Origin of the sequence: Flavobacterium sp. 3HN19-14, assembly GCF_051373205.1 — a bacterium.
In the GTDB taxonomy this organism is placed as follows: domain Bacteria; phylum Bacteroidota; class Bacteroidia; order Flavobacteriales; family Flavobacteriaceae; genus Flavobacterium.
Genome location: NZ_JBPPZT010000001.1, coordinates 3623932 through 3641051, shown reverse-complemented (window position 1 = coordinate 3641051; position 17120 = coordinate 3623932). Strand labels below are relative to the sequence as shown.

Genomic DNA, 17120 nt, shown 5'->3' with positions numbered 1-17120 from the left:
TTACCATCTTTATTGGTCTGGTTTTCCTTTAGGTTTTCTTTTTAATTCGTCAAGCGTGAAATATTTGCCGTCAACGGTTGGGTATAAAACGAAAGCACCGGCTTTTTCATAGAATTTCGGTTCAGAAAGCATTCCGTATTCTAGGACGATTTTGATGTCATTCCACTTTTGCTCGAAATCCTCGCGGTTTTCTGTGAAAAGGAATTTGAGTTTATCGGCGACTTTCTTCGTAATATAATTCGATATTTTTTTCACCGCACCGTCCGCCTGAAGGTAAGAACGGGAAACATTGAGTGGAATATCCGGCGAATCAATTACGCCTTTCAACATCGTCAAAAATTCAGGAACAATGCCTTCAACATTATCAGTCACATAAACCTGGTTTTGATATAATTGAATTTTATCTTTCTGGATTTGTAAATCAGAACCCAATTTCGGGAAGTACAAAATTCCGGTAAGATTGAAAGGATAATCAACATTCAAGTGGATGTTGAATAAAGGTTCTTCAAACTGCATCGGGTACAATTCGCGATAAAAATTCTTGTAATCTTCATCCGCTAATTCAGACGGCTGCTTCGTCCAGGCCGGATTAGGATTGTTGATGATGTTATCCACTTCAACGTCCTCCATTTTTTCCTCTTCTCCTACACCGAAAGCTTTCTGTTCTTTTTTGGTGCCGAATTTAATCGGAATTGGCATGAACTTATTGTATTTGTTCAGCAATTCAGTAATCTTGTGTTCTTCCAGAAATTCTAAAGAATCTTCTGCGATGTGCAAAATGATTTCCGTTCCTCTGTCAGTTTTGTCAGCCGGTTCGAGTGTGAATTCCGAACTTCCGTCACACGTCCAGTGCGCAGCAGGCTCATCTTTGTAGGATTTGGTGATGATCTCTACTTTTTCCGCTACCATGAAAGCAGAGTAAAATCCGAGGCCGAAATGCCCGATGATACCCGAATCTTTTGCAGAATCTTTGTATTTGTCGAGGAATTCCTCAGCGCCGGAAAACGCAACCTGGTTGATGTATTTTTCGACTTCTTCGGCTGTCATTCCCAAACCCTGGTCGATGATGTGCAGTTTTTTTGCTTCCTTGTCGATTTTTACTTCGATGACAGGGTTGCCATATTCCACTTTTGCCTCACCGATGCTCGTAAGGTGCTTTAATTTTAAAGTCGCATCTGTAGCGTTGGAAACGAGCTCACGCAAGAAGATTTCGTGGTCGCTGTATAAGAATTTCTTGATTAAGGGAAAGATGTTTTCTACTGAAACATTAATTTTTCCTGTTGTCATAATTTGATAAATTTTAAGTTTTTTGCTGTATACGGACTTTCAAATAGGATACCAAATTGCACAAAGTGACAAAATGGCGCAAAGTGTTAATTTTAGTATTTTTTTATCTAATTATACAACAGATTTAAAAGACGATGATTGTATCTTTGTAGGATATTAACTATAACTTCCCATTAACATGAAAAGATTAATAATTTTATTTGCGGTTGCCATAGTGACTTTCGGCTGCAAATCTACGTCTGCAACAAGTTTGAAGGTTGACAATAAAGCAGAGACGGCCATCAAAGGTGATTGGACACTGACTAAAGTTTCTTATCCGGGTTCTGAGTATATTAAGGTAATATCGTTTCAACTTGCAGATTCAAAATGTTTTGAAGGAAGCACCTGGCATTTCGTTTCCAATAACAATAAAGGAAGTATGATTTTGGATCAGCCAAACTGCACCAATTTCAGTTCGCCAATCAAATGGTATGTGAACAAAGGCGGAGAATTTGTACTGAAAGTACTTGATGCAGGCGAAAAAGCTAAAAAAGTAAGAGATGGCTACATCCTGACATTGGCGAATCAATCTGATAATTCATTCCAGCTTTTAGACAAGATTGACGTTGGTGGAAAAACCACTAATGTTGTTTACCAATTCCAAAGAAAATAAAACCCATAACATTTTAAAAACACAATCATGAAAAAATTATCAATAATTGCCTTAGCATTAATATTCGGTTCAGGTTCAATTCTTACCGGATGTGAAGCGGCAAAAAATACAAATAATACCCAAAGAGGTGCTGCAATTGGCGCTGTTGGCGGAGCAATCTTAGGAGGTGTTCTTGGAAATAACATCGGAAAAGGTGGCAATACAGCCCTTGGAGCAGTTCTTGGTGGCGTAGTCGGAGGAGTTGCCGGTGGCGTAATCGGAAATAAAATGGACAAGCAGGCAAGACAAATCGATACGGCACTTCCGGGCGCCGATGTAGTGCGTGTTGGTGAAGGAATCAAATTGGTTTTGAACGAAAATGCAGTGCGTTTCGATACGAATAAATCAACATTAACCGCTGCAGCGAAAACGAATCTTGACAAATTAGTAACTGTCTTTAATGAATATCCTGATACGAACATCGTTATTTACGGATATACCGATAATACAGGACGTGTTGAATACAACCAGACTTTATCAGAGCAAAGAGCAGGCGCAGTACGATCTTACCTTACTTCAAAAGGATTAGTCGGTTCACGTTTTACTGTAACCGGAATGGGCATCGCCGATCCGATTGCAACCAACGACACTCCTGAAGGCAGAAGCCAGAACCGTCGTGTAGAATTCGCGATTACAGCTAACGAAAAAATGGTGCAGGACGCTGAAAAAGAAGCACAGAAATAATCCGGTTATCATTATAAATCATTTGGAAAAGCCGGTTTGCGATATGTAAACCGGCTTTTTTATCAGCCGATTTTACCATTCGCTAATTCGCTAATTATCTCATTCTCTAATTAACCATCGTTCATTTTTTTTGAAAGATATTTAACAAACTATTATATGTTTCAGAAATTTTTGAAACGTAAATTTGTAGCAGATATAAATCAACAATCATGGCAACGAAAAAAACAACAGCACAGAAACCGTTACTCGATGACAACCAGATTATTGCATTGTATATGCAGGATGTCATGGAAAGCAACAATCAGCCTTTGAATGTCTATACTTTTTGTAAAAAGAACGGCATCGAAGAATCTGAATTCTATACTTTTTTCAATTCGCTTGAAGGCATAAAGGCGGAAATCTGGGTGAAGTTTTTCGAAAATGCCATCGCCACGATTGAAAATGAAAAAGGCTATGTCGCTTACACGAAAAAGAATAAGCTGCTCACTTTATATTTCACTTTATTCGAAATACTGACGCTCAACCGCAGTTATGTGGTTTATACGCTTGACGAGAATAAAGAAGGATTGAAAAACCTGAAACAATTAAAAGGCATCAGAAACCATTTTCGCGATTTCATCGTAAATGTCATGGAAGCAGGTGCAACAGAAAAAATGGCCAAAGTGCAAAAAGTCACCAAACCCGTTTTTGCCGAAGGCGCCTGGATACAGTTCTTATTCATATTGAAATTCTGGTTAGATGACACTTCCAAAGGTTTCGAAAAAACGGATATCCTTATCGAAAAGTCTGTCAATACGGCTGTCGATTTACTCGATACAAAACCGCTCGAAAACCTCTTTGACCTCGGAAAATTCCTTTTCAAAGAAGCTAAAATGAGATAACGATGAAGACATTAGATAAAATACCCACAGGAAAGATAGAACGCGCATCGCAACTCGTTAAGACCGGATTTAAAGTCGGTGGCAATTATGTCGCTTATTACGGCGAAAAGATAATCCATCCGTCATTAACCCGCGACAAACTCAACGAAAGCAATGCCGAAGATATTTACGACGGCCTCAAGAACATGAAAGGAAGCGCGCTGAAAGTCGCGCAAATGCTGAGCATGGATAAAAATATCCTGCCAAAAGCGTATGTCGATAAATTCTCGCTGTCACAATTTTCTGTTCCGCCTTTGTCGGCGCCGCTCGTTCGCAAAACCTTTAAGACGTATCTCGGACAATATCCTGAAGCGATATACGACACTTTCACTCCGGATTCCGTAAATGCCGCCAGTATCGGTCAGGTACACAAGGCAACCAAAGATGGGAAACAACTTGCTGTGAAAATCCAATATCCCGGAGTGGCAGACAGTATCAGCTCAGACCTTGCAATCGTTAAACCGTTTGCGATTAAGATGTTCAACCTCCAGGGAAAAGATTCTGAGAAATATTTCAAGGAGGTTGAGCATAAATTAATAGAAGAAACCGATTATAAACTCGAAGTGCGCCAGGGAATAGAAATCGCAGAAGCGTGCAAAAATATTCCAAATTTGCGTTTCCCGAAATATTATCCGGAATTGTCGTCGGAAAAAACCATCACGATGGACTGGATGGACGGTGAGCATTTATCCGAATGGACGGCTCACAACAAAGACCGTAAAAAAGCCGATAAAATCGGGCAGTCGTTATGGGATTTCTATCTCTTTCAGATGCACCAGTTGCGCCAGGTTCATGCCGATCCACACCCGGGAAATTTTCTGGTCGATGAGAATGACGATTTGATTGCGATAGATTTCGGCTGTGTGAAACAAGTGCCCGATGAGTTTTATTATCCGTATTTCGAAATTTCAAAACCTGAAATATTAGATAATGTTGTTTTGTTCATGGAAAAGATGTATGATCTTGAAGTGTTACGCAAAGACGATACACAACAGGAAATTGAATATTTCACCGGATTGTTTCATCAGATGCTGAGTTTATGCACAAAACCTTTCAGAAGCGAAAGTTTTGACTTTTCGGATGAAGCTTTCTTCAAAGAAATTTCAGATTTAGGGGAAGCATTTTCAAAAGATTCGCAATTGCGTAAGATGAATGGCAACAGAAGTTCGAAACATTTTTTGTATATTAACCGTACGTTCTTCGGATTGTACAATTTATTACACGATTTGAAAGCCAGAGTGGATACACAACATTATAAAAAATATATGAAGTAGTCGAAAGACTAAAGTCCAAAGAGAAAAGTCACTCATTTTGTCGTAAGTTCTAATCTTTCGACTTTTGACTCAAAAAAGTTTGTTTTATTGGTTAGGTTGGTAAGGGCGGATCTCCACGTTTGAGAATCCGCCCTTACTTTTTTCAAGTCAAAAGTGACAAGTCCAAAGTCTAAAGAATGAGCAACTCATTTAAAACTTCGATTTTTATTTTTCACAATCTACAGCACTTTCGGCTTTTGTCTTTCGGCTTTCGACTCAAAAAACTACCTTTGCATTTTAAATCCAGAATGCCAATCCCAATGCTTCAAATCAATACTATTTCCTTCGCTTACGATACCCTACCCGTAATCAATAATCTCAGTTTCACGCTAAAAAAAGGTCAGAATCTTTCCGTCATCGGCGAAAGCGGTTGTGGAAAAAGCACTTTACTCAAATTAATTTACGGTTTGTATGATTTAAACGGAGGTGAAATTTTCTGGAATGAGAATCAGATTCTGGGCCAAAATTCCACCTTATTCCGGGTGCGCCTGAAATGAAATATCTCGCTCAGGATTACGATTTAATGCCTTATGTTACAGTTGCTGAAAACGTCGGGAAGTTCCTCTCGAATATGTATCCCGAAGAAAAAAATCAACGCGTAAATGAACTGCTAGAAATGGTCGAAATGACGGCTTATGCCAATACAAAAGCAAAGTATTTAAGCGGCGGACAGCAACAGCGCGTCGCATTGGCAAGGGTTTTGGCATTGGAGCCTGAAGTGCTTTTGTTGGATGAGCCTTTCAGTAATATCGATAGTTTCAGAAAAGGTGCGCTGCGCCGGAATCTTTTCGCCTACCTTAAATTTAAAGATATCACGTGCATCATTGCAACTCATGACAGCATCGACGCTTTATCTTTTTCAGATGAAACCATCGTAATGAAAAACGGTCAGATCGTGCAGCACGACTTATCAGCAAAAGTCTATCTTAAGCCGATTGACAAATATGCGGCCTCACTTTTTGGAGAGGTCAACGAAGTGAAAGTTGCTAACCTGATTGCAACTGAAGACAAAGAAAAAACAATATTTTTATACGCCAGCGAATTGTTCCTGACTGAATTTTCAGATTTTGAGGTAACTGTTAAACATTGCTATTTCAAAGGGCACAATTATCTGGTGAAAGCTGTTCACGACCGGAAAGCGGTTTTCTTCGAATCGGCATTTGAAATTCCCGAAAACGAAACGGCTTACCTTACCGCTGATCGCGAAATTATTGATATCAGGCTTTTATAGCACAGCATTTTCTATATTCCAGTATAAAACGTATCAATCGTAGGTTTAATTCCATAAAGAAGATGTGGACCTAACTTTCAATTGCTTTTAATTCCAAAAATTTAAATTTACCGATTAATAAAAAAACCTTACCTTGTCTTGTCCTTTTTTAAGGATAACATAAATTCAAGGTGTGATTTTTAATTAAAAAGAAATATATGTACCATTCGAAAATCAGCGGACTCGGTTTTTACGTCCCCGATAACATAGTCACCAACGACGATCTGTCAAAAATCATTGACACCAATGACGAATGGATCCAGGAGCGCACCGGAATCCGGGAACGCCGCCACATCATCCGCGGAGAAGATACTACTACAACGATTGGGGTGAAAGCTGCTAAAATTGCCATCGAGCGTTCGGGGATCGTAAAAGATGATATTGACTTCATTGTTTTTGCGACTTTAAGTTCGGATTATTATTTTCCTGGTCCAGGCGTTTTAGTACAAAGAGATTTAGGTTTGAAAACTGTAGGCGCATTAGATGTTCGCAACCAATGTTCGGGTTTCGTATATGCGCTTTCCGTTGCCGATCAGTACATCAAAACCGGCATGTATAAAAATATTCTCGTGATAGGTTCGGAAGTGCATTCTGTTGGTCTTGATATGACTTCGCGAGGCCGTGGAGTCTCAGTAATTTTCGGTGATGGAGCAGGAGCAGCAATTTTATCCCGTGAAGAAGATCTGACAAAAGGGATTCTTTCAACACATCTGCATTCAGAAGGCGAACACGCAGAAGAGCTCATCGTTAAAGCACCCGGAATGGGTGGAAGATGGGTAAGCGATATCCTTTCGGATAATGACCCGGATGATGAAAGCTACCTCCCGCACATGAACGGTCAATTCGTGTTTAAGAATGCGGTCGTTCGCTTTGCAGAAGTCATCAATGAAGGATTATTGGCCAATAACCTTACAGTCTCAGATATTGATATGTTGATTCCGCATCAGGCGAATTTGAGGATATCGCAATTCATCCAGCAGAAATTCAGTCTGAAGGATGACCAGGTTTACAATAATATTCAACGTTATGGAAATACTACAGCAGCTTCGGTGCCAATAGCGCTGACAGAGGCTTGGGAGCAGGGAAAAATTAAATCAGGCGATATTGTTATCCTTGCAGCCTTCGGGAGCGGATTTACCTGGGGAAGTGTCATTATCAGGTGGTAGTCAATGCATTGAAAAATTAAAAAACCGGAGGCATCACACTCCGGTTTTTTTCTGACTAATTCTAACTAATAAAAGATGCAAGATTACTTGCTATACACATTAGTAGCAAAAAGTTTAATTTGTTACAAAATAGCACTCATAAAAAAAGGCTTCCCGATTTGGAAAGCCTTTTTACATTCTTACTTATCTTATAATAGAAAAGTGTGATCTATATTCTTTAGGTAAATTTGTCAACGGATCGATATAATTTACAGTAAACCAGTAATCATCTGCAGGAAGCTCAAAACTATTGAATCTTCCATCCCAATCCTGACCAGTCTGCAATTCTTTCAACAATTTTCCGTATCTGTCATAGATGAAGATTTTTACACCTGGTTGTTCTGATACTACCGGAATTTTCCAGGTATCATTGATGCCATCTCCGTTTGGAGAGAAGAAAGCAGGGCTGTTGACCATCTGAACCGGAATAGGCAGCATTGCATCGCCACAACCATTTATGTCAATTACTCTTATTTCGTGAGCACCTGAGTCTAAACCTGTAAAAGTCTTTTCAATTTGCGGCTCACCGCCATCCAGTGAATAAAGAAGGTTAGAAGTGTCGCCATTGTAATTGACAGTCAATGTCTGGTTGTTTGTAAACCATCCTGATGTTTCAATTGTAATATCTTCAGCACGCGGGATTAATGACTGTTTAACAGTTACCGGTATATCATCTGAAAAACATCCTGCAATTCCATTAGTGAAAGCGGTTATTACCAGTTTATATTCTCCGGCTTCAAGCGGCGTAAAGTTTGGTGCTGTACTTACTACTGTACCATCAGCTTTTGTCCATTCAAAGTGGTAAAGCGAAGAACTGTAGCCACTGACAATAGTCTCAGGCGTGATTTGTCCTGTTGGTTCGGTCTACGCAAATGACACCCGAAAGCGGATCAGATTTTGGCTTCGCTATAATAGTCATATCAATACGTATCGGAGTGTAACAAAGCGGTGTGGCGATGTTAGTAACGACTGCATATACAAATGGAAGCGAAGTATCTGTAAGATTAGCGTCATTGTTTACAGGAATGAAATTGTTTGTGGCAATGTCGCCCAATCCTTGGTAATATTTCACCTCATAAGTTGCTGAGCTTTGTGTGCCAAGGATAGTTGATGTAAGTCCATCAAGATCATAAGCAGTAACACCGTCATCCAAACCATCAGCATCACAGAAAGTTGTCTGGCTGGCCGAAGGAGCAGTAGCTGTCGGGTTATCGTTGATGGTGACCTGGAAAGTAGTCTCGTCTGAACAAGTACCCGCCGGATTCATACCGTACACATAAAGCGTATAAGTTCCGGGAATGTTCGAGTAAGAACTACCTTGAGCCAACGGACAGGCACCATTTGATCCTGTATAATATCCCGCACCAGGAACAGTAAGGTTCGGCAATTGATAAGAACCACACACTGTTGCATTTGCTGCCTGATCTACATTATAAATATTGATAGTCAGCATAGCATCACTCTCACAAGTATTTGGCGCAGTACCATTAACGGCATGTACGTAAATTACCTGGTTTGTGGTATAATTTTGTCCTACCGGAATAGATCCTCCTGTACCATTAGCAGCCTCCAAAATATCCTACAGAAGTTGCGGTAGTGGTAAGTGCTGGCAATGTATAATCATTACAAGCATTAACTGTGGCACTATCAGCAGTAGCAATTACCGGAGTATCAGTAATAGTTATCGTAAAAGTCGCAGAAATATTACAGCTTGCATTCGAAGCACTTTCCGCGTACACAAATATCGTATGCGCGCCAACTCCAGTAATAGTAAGGTTTGCAAGTGGTGTTGTATGCGTAGCATCAGTGTAATAATTACCAACTGTCAAAGCAGGCAGTGTGTAAGTATCGCAATGGTCTTCATTGTCAATTTCTGAAGCAACGAATGCAGGTGTTGCACCAATCGTTATTACGAATGGCTCATCATCAAAACAGTTTGGCGTTGTTCCGGTATCGGCATAAGCATAAAGCGTTGTTGTGCCAATTGTATTGAGCGTGGCGCCAGGAAGAACCTCAGGGTTACCTCCGGAAATTGTAGGTCCAGCCAGGTAAAGTATAAAAGTGTGTTATAGGTGCTCCAACTGTTGTAAACATTGCATCATTATATGCCGGAACTACATAAGTATCACAAGATGCAACCGGTGTTATCGGACTGATTACAGGAGTGTCTGTAATAGTTACTACAAAAGTTCCGCTTACAAAACAGTTTGGTGTAGTTCCTGTTTCAGCATATACATATACATCGTGCAAGCAGCACCTGTGATGGTAAGGTTTGTAAGAAGTGTTGTATATGTATTGTCAGTGTAATAATTTCCAACTGTCAACGCAGGCAATGTGTAAGTATCACAAGCCGGTACGTTTTGGATTTCTGAAGCCACTAATACTGGTGTTGCGTTGATGTCAATTACTAAAGGCTCTTCGTCAAAACAGGTCACGTTTGCATCGCCAACCTGAGCGACTACATAAATGGTAGTGTCATTTGCAATAAGGTCTCCGGGGAATTTTTCTGTTCCACCACCTGCAGCACCACCAGGTAAAGTGTAATAGTGGTTTACAGCATTTGCCGGAGTTGTGTTAAAACTGGCGTATGGAGGTAATGTATAACTGTCACAGAAAGTTACAGGCAGGATAGGATCTACTACAGGTGTTGTGAATATTGTTACTGTAAAAGGATCCTCGTCTGAACAGGCAACCCTATTGTTGTCTTGGTCATAGATGTAAATCGTTTTGGTGTAAACTGGTGTTCCCGGAGGATTAGGCATTATAACAGTTCCCGCTGGAATAACAGTATTACCACCAAAGATATTGCGACCACCCGGTAATTCATAATAGGAACCATTACCTGTGATAGGAGGTAAAGTGTAGCTGTTACAAACCGAAAGGTCATTTACATCAGTAACAGTCGTACTCACAATAACAACATCAATGCTGTATTCCTGGAAGCAGGTGTTTGGTGATACAGCGCCTGAATAAACATAAATGGTGTTGGTACCCGGCGTGCATATTTGAGTTCCCGGAACCAATAATGTATTTGTGTTATTGGTTGGACAGACCAGATTGCAAATAATATTCTCCATTAACCAAATCGTCCAGTGTGTAGCATGAATTACACTGTATCACTTCTACCGGTTTAGCATCGATAGGAGGAGAGTTGAATATTTCTACAGTGAAACTATCTTCAACAAAGCAGGTAGCATCACTTGGAAGAACATCATAAAAATATAGGGTATGTATACCTTGTCCGATAATTGGATCTCCTGCGTTAAGCGGAGTACCTAAACCTCCCGGTTGTGTATAGTAGTGACCGGTGTGGTTTGGATTTGGTAAATAGTAGATGTCACATAAAGGTTAGTACGTCAGCAAACGGCGTTAATTGCGGAATTGCAATCTTAACATGGAAATGTACGTCATTAATACATGGTTGTCCGGGAACTGAGATATAAACATCCTGCTCTCCTGAAGTTACTTCTGTAAGTACAGGAAGAGCGGCGTTTGGTCATGAATAATATTGTCCTACAGCAAGTGTTGGTAAAGTATAAGCGGTACAAGATTCAACATCTGCTGGGGTTGTGATTTGTGCAGCTCCTATGAATACGGTGAAACTAACTTCAGATGTACAATTCGGAGAACTGGTGCCGCTTTCCTTATAAGCATATACAACTTTTTGACCTGGCGTTGAAATTGATCCCGTTATAACAGGTAAACCTTTGTTAGGGCCAGTATAATAAGTAACGCCAGCAATAACAGGTAAGGTGTAAGAAGTACAAGCGAAACGGTTTGGATAATCAGTTTGCACCAATGGAACAAACGGTATGATTGTAATTGTAAACGCCTGATCTTGCACACATGCAGGTGTTACTGTTGTGTCTTCAAAATAAACATGCAGCGTTTTCGTAGTTGTTACCGGTCCAACATAAGGCCCGAAGGATTTCCAGCCGGCTCACCCGCGAATTCATAGTAAGTTCCGTATGGCAATGCCGGTAACGCATAAGACGTACAGTATGTTCCAGAAGCAGGTGCGATACCCGGTAAATCAGATTTTGTAACTTTAAAAAGATCCTGACCACTACAAGTACCATTATTATTATATACATAAATATTTTGCGTAGTAGTAATAGAAGCACCTACTGCGAGCGGACGTACACCGTTTGCACCGGTAAAATAACCTGAACCGGCATAAGTCAATGGAGGAAGTGTGTAAGAAGTACATACAACTACATCCGGAAGAATATCAACCTGAGGAAGCGGCACAACCGTAAGCTGAACTGTAGTTACAGCATAACAATCCGGATTCGAGATATTGGCAACCCTTACATATAAAACTCTGGTAAGTGTTGTAAGGTTCAGGGGAGCTGTTGTGGCAACTGGCGGAATACCCGAAGCAGCAGCGGCAGCGGTAAAATGGAAAGTAACGATATTATAGACCGGACTCTGTCCACCTAAAACATCAGCTTTTATTTGCGATAACGGGAAATTTGATAATGGCGTTGGATCCGTAAGATTACGGGCACATTGGGTTATTGCAGTCGGAGTTGTCGCAATGATAGGACTCGCGACAATATTCAAAGCAAAAGGCCTTACAATAAAACAAGGAGCACTTGAATCTTTTATCCTTGCGTAGATAATTTTCCCGCTTTGTGTACTAGGCAATGTATAAGTATTCCCTAACGCACCCGTAACGCCATCACCATTGGCATTGGCAAGCGTATCAAAATAAGTGATACTCGTGGTCGTCGGAGATAAATCGTCAGAAGTATTAGTTGGAGTATTGTTATTTAATATGATTGTCGTATTTTTTGTCAAATCAACATTGTACGAAGCAGCACTTGTATTACAGACATAGATGTCAGGTACAGTCGCTAATGCATTGACAGGCGGATAAATTTTCACCTCAATCTGATTGTCAACAGGATCACAACCCTGACGTACATAATTAAGGTTATAAATATGAGTTCCGGCCCCGGAGGTGTCGTAAGGTTGTTAAGATTTAACGAAGGGCCTGTCTGAGCCGGTACCAGTGGCGTTAAAGTCGTGCCAACAAGTTCTGTCCATACATAAGTTGTAGGAACCGGAATCGCTGTTGTATTGATTGTTGGTAAGGGATCATTAGCACAAAGTGAAATATCAGCAGGAAGGATATCCTGGCCAATGTTAAAGCTGTTAGCTTCCAGGAAGATAGCAGAATCATATTCCGGGTTATTACCACCATCTGCAATTACAAGCTTAATGTGATAAGTGTTTCCTGCAACTACATTCGCATGCGCTACCAATTCTACGGTTTGGCCATTAAAATTGATTGCAGGCCCAATCCCGGAGGGTTATAAGTTCCAAAGTAGGCAGCATTTGCAGACGGGCAGTTAGGGTTATTGGCAATATCCCTGATAGTTTCTACAGAAATCGGAACATTACCATTGATTACAGCAATATTTTGTGTTGGTCACCGGATTTGTGATTGGTGTAAGCAAAAATGCAAAAGCATCAGAGAAATTACATTGCCCTGGCCATATTCTTCAGAAGCGAAAACAAATGAAAAATCAAAACTCGCCGTTGACGGAATAAAGTCAAATTCAAGTACCGTAGCGTTTTTAGAAACTACATTCACGCCTTGTGCCGCTAAAGCTGTTTCAAGAGCTGTATCTCCGGGCCATGCAGCAGTACCGTCGCTAAGTACAGTGTTATTCGGACTTGGAACTTTCGTTACATCTCCTGTTGTTAAAACAACACCTTTTGCAAACGGAAAGTTTGGATTACTATTGGTAAAGTAACCGATACCATTAGTTGAACCAAAAGCCGTACCTGTTGATGCCTGTACGTTAGTACCTGAAACACAGGGTGAATTGATAAGAATCTGGTTTACAAGCTGGTTTGGATTATAGGTAGTTGCATCAATGACAACACCTTGTGAAAACCCGGCAAAAGAGACCGTCAACAGTAGAAAAATAAAGATCTTTTTCATTTTTTCAAAATTATTTTAAGGTAACAAACATAATAATTATTTTATAAATAACTCTTAAAATTCATAAAATCGTGTTAACAATTTTCTGAGCTTCATAAATATACCCAATAACAGTTTATTTAATCATTTACCCTACTTTAACCTAAAAATTTAACTTTCTTACAGCCCTGTTACAGAATTAGAATTATCTTTGCACCTTTAAAAATCAGACCATGTCACTTTCATCCATTCTCACGCCCGAAATCACGAACGCAATCGGCGTTTTGTTTGGTACATCAATCGATAAAATTGAGTTCCAGGCGACCCGACGCGATTTCGAAGGCGATATTACCATGGTCATTTTTCCATTGCTGAAGCAAATTAAAAGCAACCCTGTTGAAATCGGTAATAAAATCGGCCGGTATCTCGTCGATAATGTTACAGAAGTCAGCAGTTTCAACGTAGTTTCGGGATTTTTAAATATTGTTATTTCCGATAAATACTATCTGGATTTTTTCAATGGTATCAAAGCCGATGAAAAATTCGGTTCTGTAACGATTGATGTGAATGAAAAAGCAATAATGGTTGAATATTCTTCGCCAAATACCAACAAACCATTACACTTAGGGCACGTTCGAAATGTATTGTTAGGATATTCCGTCGCCGAAATCATAAAAGCTTCCGGAAAAAAAGTCTACAAAACACAAATCATCAACGATCGTGGTATTCACATCTGCAAATCAATGATTGCATGGGAAAAATTCGGTAACGGAGAAACGCCCGAATCAACAGGATTGAAAGGTGATAAACTCGTCGGAAACGCCTATGTCGCTTTCGATAAGGAATACAAAAAACAAATTGGTGAATTGGTTGCCGAAGGAAAATCAGAAGACGAAGCCAAGAAATCAGCGCCAATCATGCTCGAAGCACAACAAATGCTCCTTGATTGGGAAGCCGGAAAACCAGACGTAATTGCACTCTGGAAAAAGATGAACCAATGGGTTTACGATGGTTTCGAACAGACCTATAATACTATAGGAGTAAATTTTGATTCTTATTACTACGAAAGCAATACTTATTTATTAGGAAAAGAAGTTGTACAATTCGGTCTTGAAAAGGGTATTTTCGAAAAAGATCCGGACGGTTCTGTGTGGATTGATTTGACCAAAGATGGCCTCGATCGCAAAATCGTCCTGCGTTCAGACGGAACTGCTGTTTACATGACACAAGATATCGGCACTGCCATCCAGCGTGTGAAGGATTTTCCAGACGTGGGCGGAATGGTTTATACCGTTGGTAACGAACAGGATTACCATTTCAAAGTCTTATTCCTAATACTGAAAAAACTCGGGTTCGACTGGGCAGAAAGCCTTTTCCATTTGTCTTACGGAATGGTCGATTTGCCTTCCGGAAAAATGAAAAGCCGCGAAGGCACTGTTGTTGACGCCGATGATCTAATGGCAGAAATGACCGAAACCGCACAAAAAATCGCTGAAGAACTCGGCAAGCTTGACGGTTATTCTGATGCTGAGAAAGCGGCATTGTACAAAACAATAGGCCTCGGCGCACTCAAATACTATATATTAAAGGTAGATCCGAAGAAACGAATTTTGTTCGACCCGAAAGAATCTGTCGATTTTCAGGGAAATACAGTTCCGTTCATCCAATATACTTACGCGAGAATCCAATCGATCATCAGGAAAGCCGATTTTGATTTCAGCACAACTGCCGAAAATATCGTACTTCACGAAAAAGAAAAAGAACTCATCAAGCAAATCGAATTGTATCCGGAAATCATCCAGAATGCCGCGCAAAATCACAGCCCGGCGCTGATTGCCAACTATGTATACGATTTGGTGAAAGAATATAATTCCTTCTACCAGGCCGTTCCGATCTTAGGTTCTGACAAAATGAATGAGAAAATCTTCCGCGTACAATTGTCCAAAAAAGTAGCCGATACTATTGCATCCGCTTTTGCGTTGTTGGGAATACAGGTTCCTGCGAGAATGTAAGGCAATTAATATTAAGATTCAAAAGTGAACACCAGTAAATCGTATTTCTTCCAGTCTTTCCTGATAATATTGCTATCTGCAATCTTTTTTGTTGGATTGAAGAAAGTATTGCCGAAAAAGATCTTCTCCGCAAAAGCCGGAACGACTAAAAATGTCCTTATCGACAGCATGCTCATTGACGCTTTCGAAGCAGAAAAAGATACTTTAAATGCAGGAATCGGAGATACTTTAGGAAACCAGCCAATTGTTTACTACGAAACCAATGGTGTCACTTTTCCGGAAGAATCGTATGAAGATTATAAAGGATTCCAATACCTGATTCCATTCTTCGAAAAATTATACCAGCTCGAAACCAACAAATCCGGCAACGTCCGCATCGCTTATTTCGGAGATTCTATGACCGACGGTGATTTTATCGTACAGGATTTGCGTGCTGCGATGCAGGAAAAATTCGGTGGTAAAGGTGTTGGATTTGTGTCGATTACTTCAGAATCTGCGGCTTCACGAAGCTCCGTGACGCACCAATTTTCAGGAAACTGGAAAATGCAGTCTTATTTAAATGTAAAAAATCCACTGCGCCCTTTTGGCGTTAACGGTCACGTATTTTTCGCGAATGATACCGCGCATACCGAATGGGTAAAATTCAAAGCGAATAATGGTAAGTTCACGTCGATGCTCGATAATCCGACATTATTCTATGGAAGTTCTAAAAATAAACACGGCGTTGTTTCTTACCAAATCGGAAAAGATACGATTCGCAAAAAACTCGTTCCGAATAGCGTCCTTAATACATTAGTGTTGTCGCAAAATAGTATCAAAACTGTAAAAGCCGATTTTCATGATGCCGATTCGATTCCGGTTTACGGATTCAATTTCGACGACGGAAAAGGCGTCCACGTTGATAATTTCTCACAACGCGGCAATTCCGGCATCCCGATTTCAAAATTCGATGTCACGCTGATGCGCGCTTTCCAGGAAAAACTTAATTATGATTTAATCGTCCTGCATTACGGCACCAACGTTTTGAATTACGGCACGAAAGATTATAGTTGGTATGACAAAAGCATGACGCGCACCGTTAACCGTCTGCGCGAATGTTTCCCGGGCGTATCGATATTGATTATTTCCACAGCTGATAAAGCTTCGAAATATGATCTGGAAATGAAAACCGACTCTGCCGTCGTGCCACTTTCCAATGCACAAAAGCGTTATGCCATCAAGACCAAATCTGGTTTCGTCAACCTTTACACGCTTATGGGTGGCGACGGTTCGATGACCAAATCGAACCGAAGAAGATCCGCCATTGGCCAACAAAGATTACACGCATTTCAATTTCCGTGGTGCGAAAAAAGTGGCAGGAATGCTTTACACGCAGATTTCTCAGGGTTACGAGCAATATAAAACCTTAAGAAAAAACAAAAAAGCGCCGGAAAGGCCTGTAGAATCAGACAGCATCATGCAAAATAATGAAGATGAAGATTAAATGGCTTTTCCTATTGTTGCTGGTAATTTCCGGCACTAAAATCCAAGCTCAGGTTGTGGATACCGTTGCCGTTGAAGTTGATTCAATTTTGGTTGATACGGCAGAAATTGTGCTGCCTGAAAACGGACTCAAAACCCGAATGCCATTCTGCCATTTTTTCAGAAATTGTATGATTTAGACCGTAATAACCCGGTTGTGAAAGGCCGAAAGATCAATATCGTTCACATCGGCGATTCTCATATTCAGGCAGATTTGATGACGGATAAAGTGCGCAAAAACCTGCAGCAATATTTCGGTAACGGCGGTCGCGGTACTCATAT

The 17120-nt window shown here is 40.4% G+C and carries 18 protein-coding genes and 1 pseudogene; 9 read left to right on the top strand and 10 right to left on the bottom strand.

Annotated features, from left to right (window positions below; genetic code table 11):
* Positions 1-9: 9 nt before the first annotated feature.
* Positions 10-1287: a molecular chaperone HtpG gene (gene htpG, locus ACSLFW_RS19690; RefSeq protein WP_436557166.1), complete on the bottom strand. Its 1278-nt coding sequence runs from the start codon at positions 1285-1287 to the stop codon at positions 10-12.
* 178 nt (positions 1288-1465) lie between these two features.
* Here htpG and ACSLFW_RS19685 point away from each other — a divergent pair, with 178 nt between their 5' ends.
* The 6 genes and pseudogenes from ACSLFW_RS19685 (at position 1466) to ACSLFW_RS19660 (ending at position 7331) form a co-directional block, all read left to right on the top strand.
* Positions 1466-1939 carry a lipocalin family protein gene (locus tag ACSLFW_RS19685; protein ID WP_436557165.1) on the top strand — a complete coding sequence of 158 codons (474 nt, stop codon included), beginning with the start codon at positions 1466-1468 and terminating at the stop codon, positions 1937-1939.
* A 27-nt stretch (positions 1940-1966) separates the two neighbouring features.
* Positions 1967-2662: an OmpA family protein gene (locus ACSLFW_RS19680; RefSeq protein ID WP_436557164.1), complete on the top strand. Its 696-nt coding sequence runs from the start codon at positions 1967-1969 to the stop codon at positions 2660-2662.
* A gap of 209 nt (positions 2663-2871) precedes the next feature.
* Positions 2872-3543: a TetR family transcriptional regulator C-terminal domain-containing protein gene (locus ACSLFW_RS19675; protein ID WP_436557163.1), complete on the top strand. Its 672-nt coding sequence runs from the start codon at positions 2872-2874 to the stop codon at positions 3541-3543.
* Positions 3544-3545: 2 nt separating this feature from the next.
* Positions 3546-4856 carry an ABC1 kinase family protein gene (locus ACSLFW_RS19670; protein WP_436557162.1) on the top strand — a complete coding sequence of 437 codons (1311 nt, stop codon included), beginning with the start codon at positions 3546-3548 and terminating at the stop codon, positions 4854-4856.
* Between the two features lie 299 nt (positions 4857-5155).
* Positions 5156-6126: pseudogene (locus tag ACSLFW_RS19665) on the top strand (ABC transporter ATP-binding protein).
* 197 nt (positions 6127-6323) lie between these two features.
* Positions 6324-7331 carry a 3-oxoacyl-ACP synthase III family protein gene (locus ACSLFW_RS19660; protein WP_436557161.1) on the top strand — a complete coding sequence of 336 codons (1008 nt, stop codon included), beginning with the start codon at positions 6324-6326 and terminating at the stop codon, positions 7329-7331.
* Positions 7332-7514: 183 nt separating this feature from the next.
* Here ACSLFW_RS19660 and ACSLFW_RS19655 read toward each other — a convergent pair whose 3' ends face one another.
* The 8 genes from ACSLFW_RS19655 to ACSLFW_RS19620 all read right to left on the bottom strand — a co-directional run bounded on the left by ACSLFW_RS19655 (position 7515) and on the right by ACSLFW_RS19620 (position 13326).
* Entirely contained in the window at positions 7515-7952 is a 438-nt protein-coding gene (locus ACSLFW_RS19655; protein WP_436557160.1) for a T9SS type B sorting domain-containing protein, read from the bottom strand.
* A 253-nt stretch (positions 7953-8205) separates the two neighbouring features.
* Complete coding sequence (locus ACSLFW_RS19650) at positions 8206-8943, bottom strand: hypothetical protein (protein WP_436557159.1); 738 nt, start codon at positions 8941-8943, stop codon at positions 8206-8208.
* On the bottom strand, positions 8930-9199 hold the full coding sequence (locus tag ACSLFW_RS19645; RefSeq protein ID WP_436557158.1) for a hypothetical protein: 270 nt from the start codon (positions 9197-9199) through the stop codon (positions 8930-8932). Before ACSLFW_RS19645 ends, ACSLFW_RS19650 begins: the two co-directional genes overlap by 14 nt.
* 366 nt (positions 9200-9565) lie before the next feature.
* Positions 9566-10447 carry a hypothetical protein gene (locus ACSLFW_RS19640; RefSeq protein WP_436557157.1) on the bottom strand — a complete coding sequence of 294 codons (882 nt, stop codon included), beginning with the start codon at positions 10445-10447 and terminating at the stop codon, positions 9566-9568.
* Positions 10448-10866: 419 nt separating this feature from the next.
* Positions 10867-11214 carry a hypothetical protein gene (locus tag ACSLFW_RS19635; RefSeq protein WP_436557156.1) on the bottom strand — a complete coding sequence of 116 codons (348 nt, stop codon included), beginning with the start codon at positions 11212-11214 and terminating at the stop codon, positions 10867-10869.
* A gap of 56 nt (positions 11215-11270) precedes the next feature.
* The gene (locus ACSLFW_RS19630; protein WP_436557155.1) at positions 11271-12260 is read right to left on the bottom strand and encodes a hypothetical protein; all 990 of its coding nucleotides are present in this window, start codon (positions 12258-12260) and stop codon (positions 11271-11273) included.
* On the bottom strand, positions 12257-12667 hold the full coding sequence (locus ACSLFW_RS19625; protein WP_436557497.1) for a choice-of-anchor L domain-containing protein: 411 nt from the start codon (positions 12665-12667) through the stop codon (positions 12257-12259). The genes ACSLFW_RS19630 and ACSLFW_RS19625 overlap by 4 nt, the downstream gene beginning before the upstream one ends.
* Before the next feature lie 140 nt (positions 12668-12807).
* Positions 12808-13326, bottom strand: a complete 519-nt coding sequence (locus tag ACSLFW_RS19620) for a choice-of-anchor L domain-containing protein (RefSeq protein WP_436557154.1) — start codon at positions 13324-13326, stop codon at positions 12808-12810.
* Positions 13327-13538: 212 nt separating this feature from the next.
* Here ACSLFW_RS19620 and argS point away from each other — a divergent pair, with 212 nt between their 5' ends.
* The 3 genes from argS to ACSLFW_RS19605 all read left to right on the top strand — a co-directional run bounded on the left by argS (position 13539) and on the right by ACSLFW_RS19605 (position 16978).
* Entirely contained in the window at positions 13539-15317 is a 1779-nt protein-coding gene (argS, locus tag ACSLFW_RS19615) for an arginine--tRNA ligase (protein ID WP_436557153.1), read from the top strand.
* Between the two features lie 24 nt (positions 15318-15341).
* Complete coding sequence (locus ACSLFW_RS19610) at positions 15342-16718, top strand: hypothetical protein (RefSeq protein ID WP_436557152.1); 1377 nt, start codon at positions 15342-15344, stop codon at positions 16716-16718.
* 65 nt (positions 16719-16783) lie between these two features.
* The gene (locus tag ACSLFW_RS19605; RefSeq protein ID WP_436557151.1) at positions 16784-16978 is read left to right on the top strand and encodes a hypothetical protein; all 195 of its coding nucleotides are present in this window, start codon (positions 16784-16786) and stop codon (positions 16976-16978) included.
* Here the strand turns inward: ACSLFW_RS19605 and ACSLFW_RS19600 are convergent.
* Entirely contained in the window at positions 16975-17118 is a 144-nt protein-coding gene (locus tag ACSLFW_RS19600; RefSeq protein WP_436557150.1) for a hypothetical protein, read from the bottom strand. The genes ACSLFW_RS19605 and ACSLFW_RS19600 overlap by 4 nt on opposite strands.
* Positions 17119-17120: the final 2 nt, after the last annotated feature.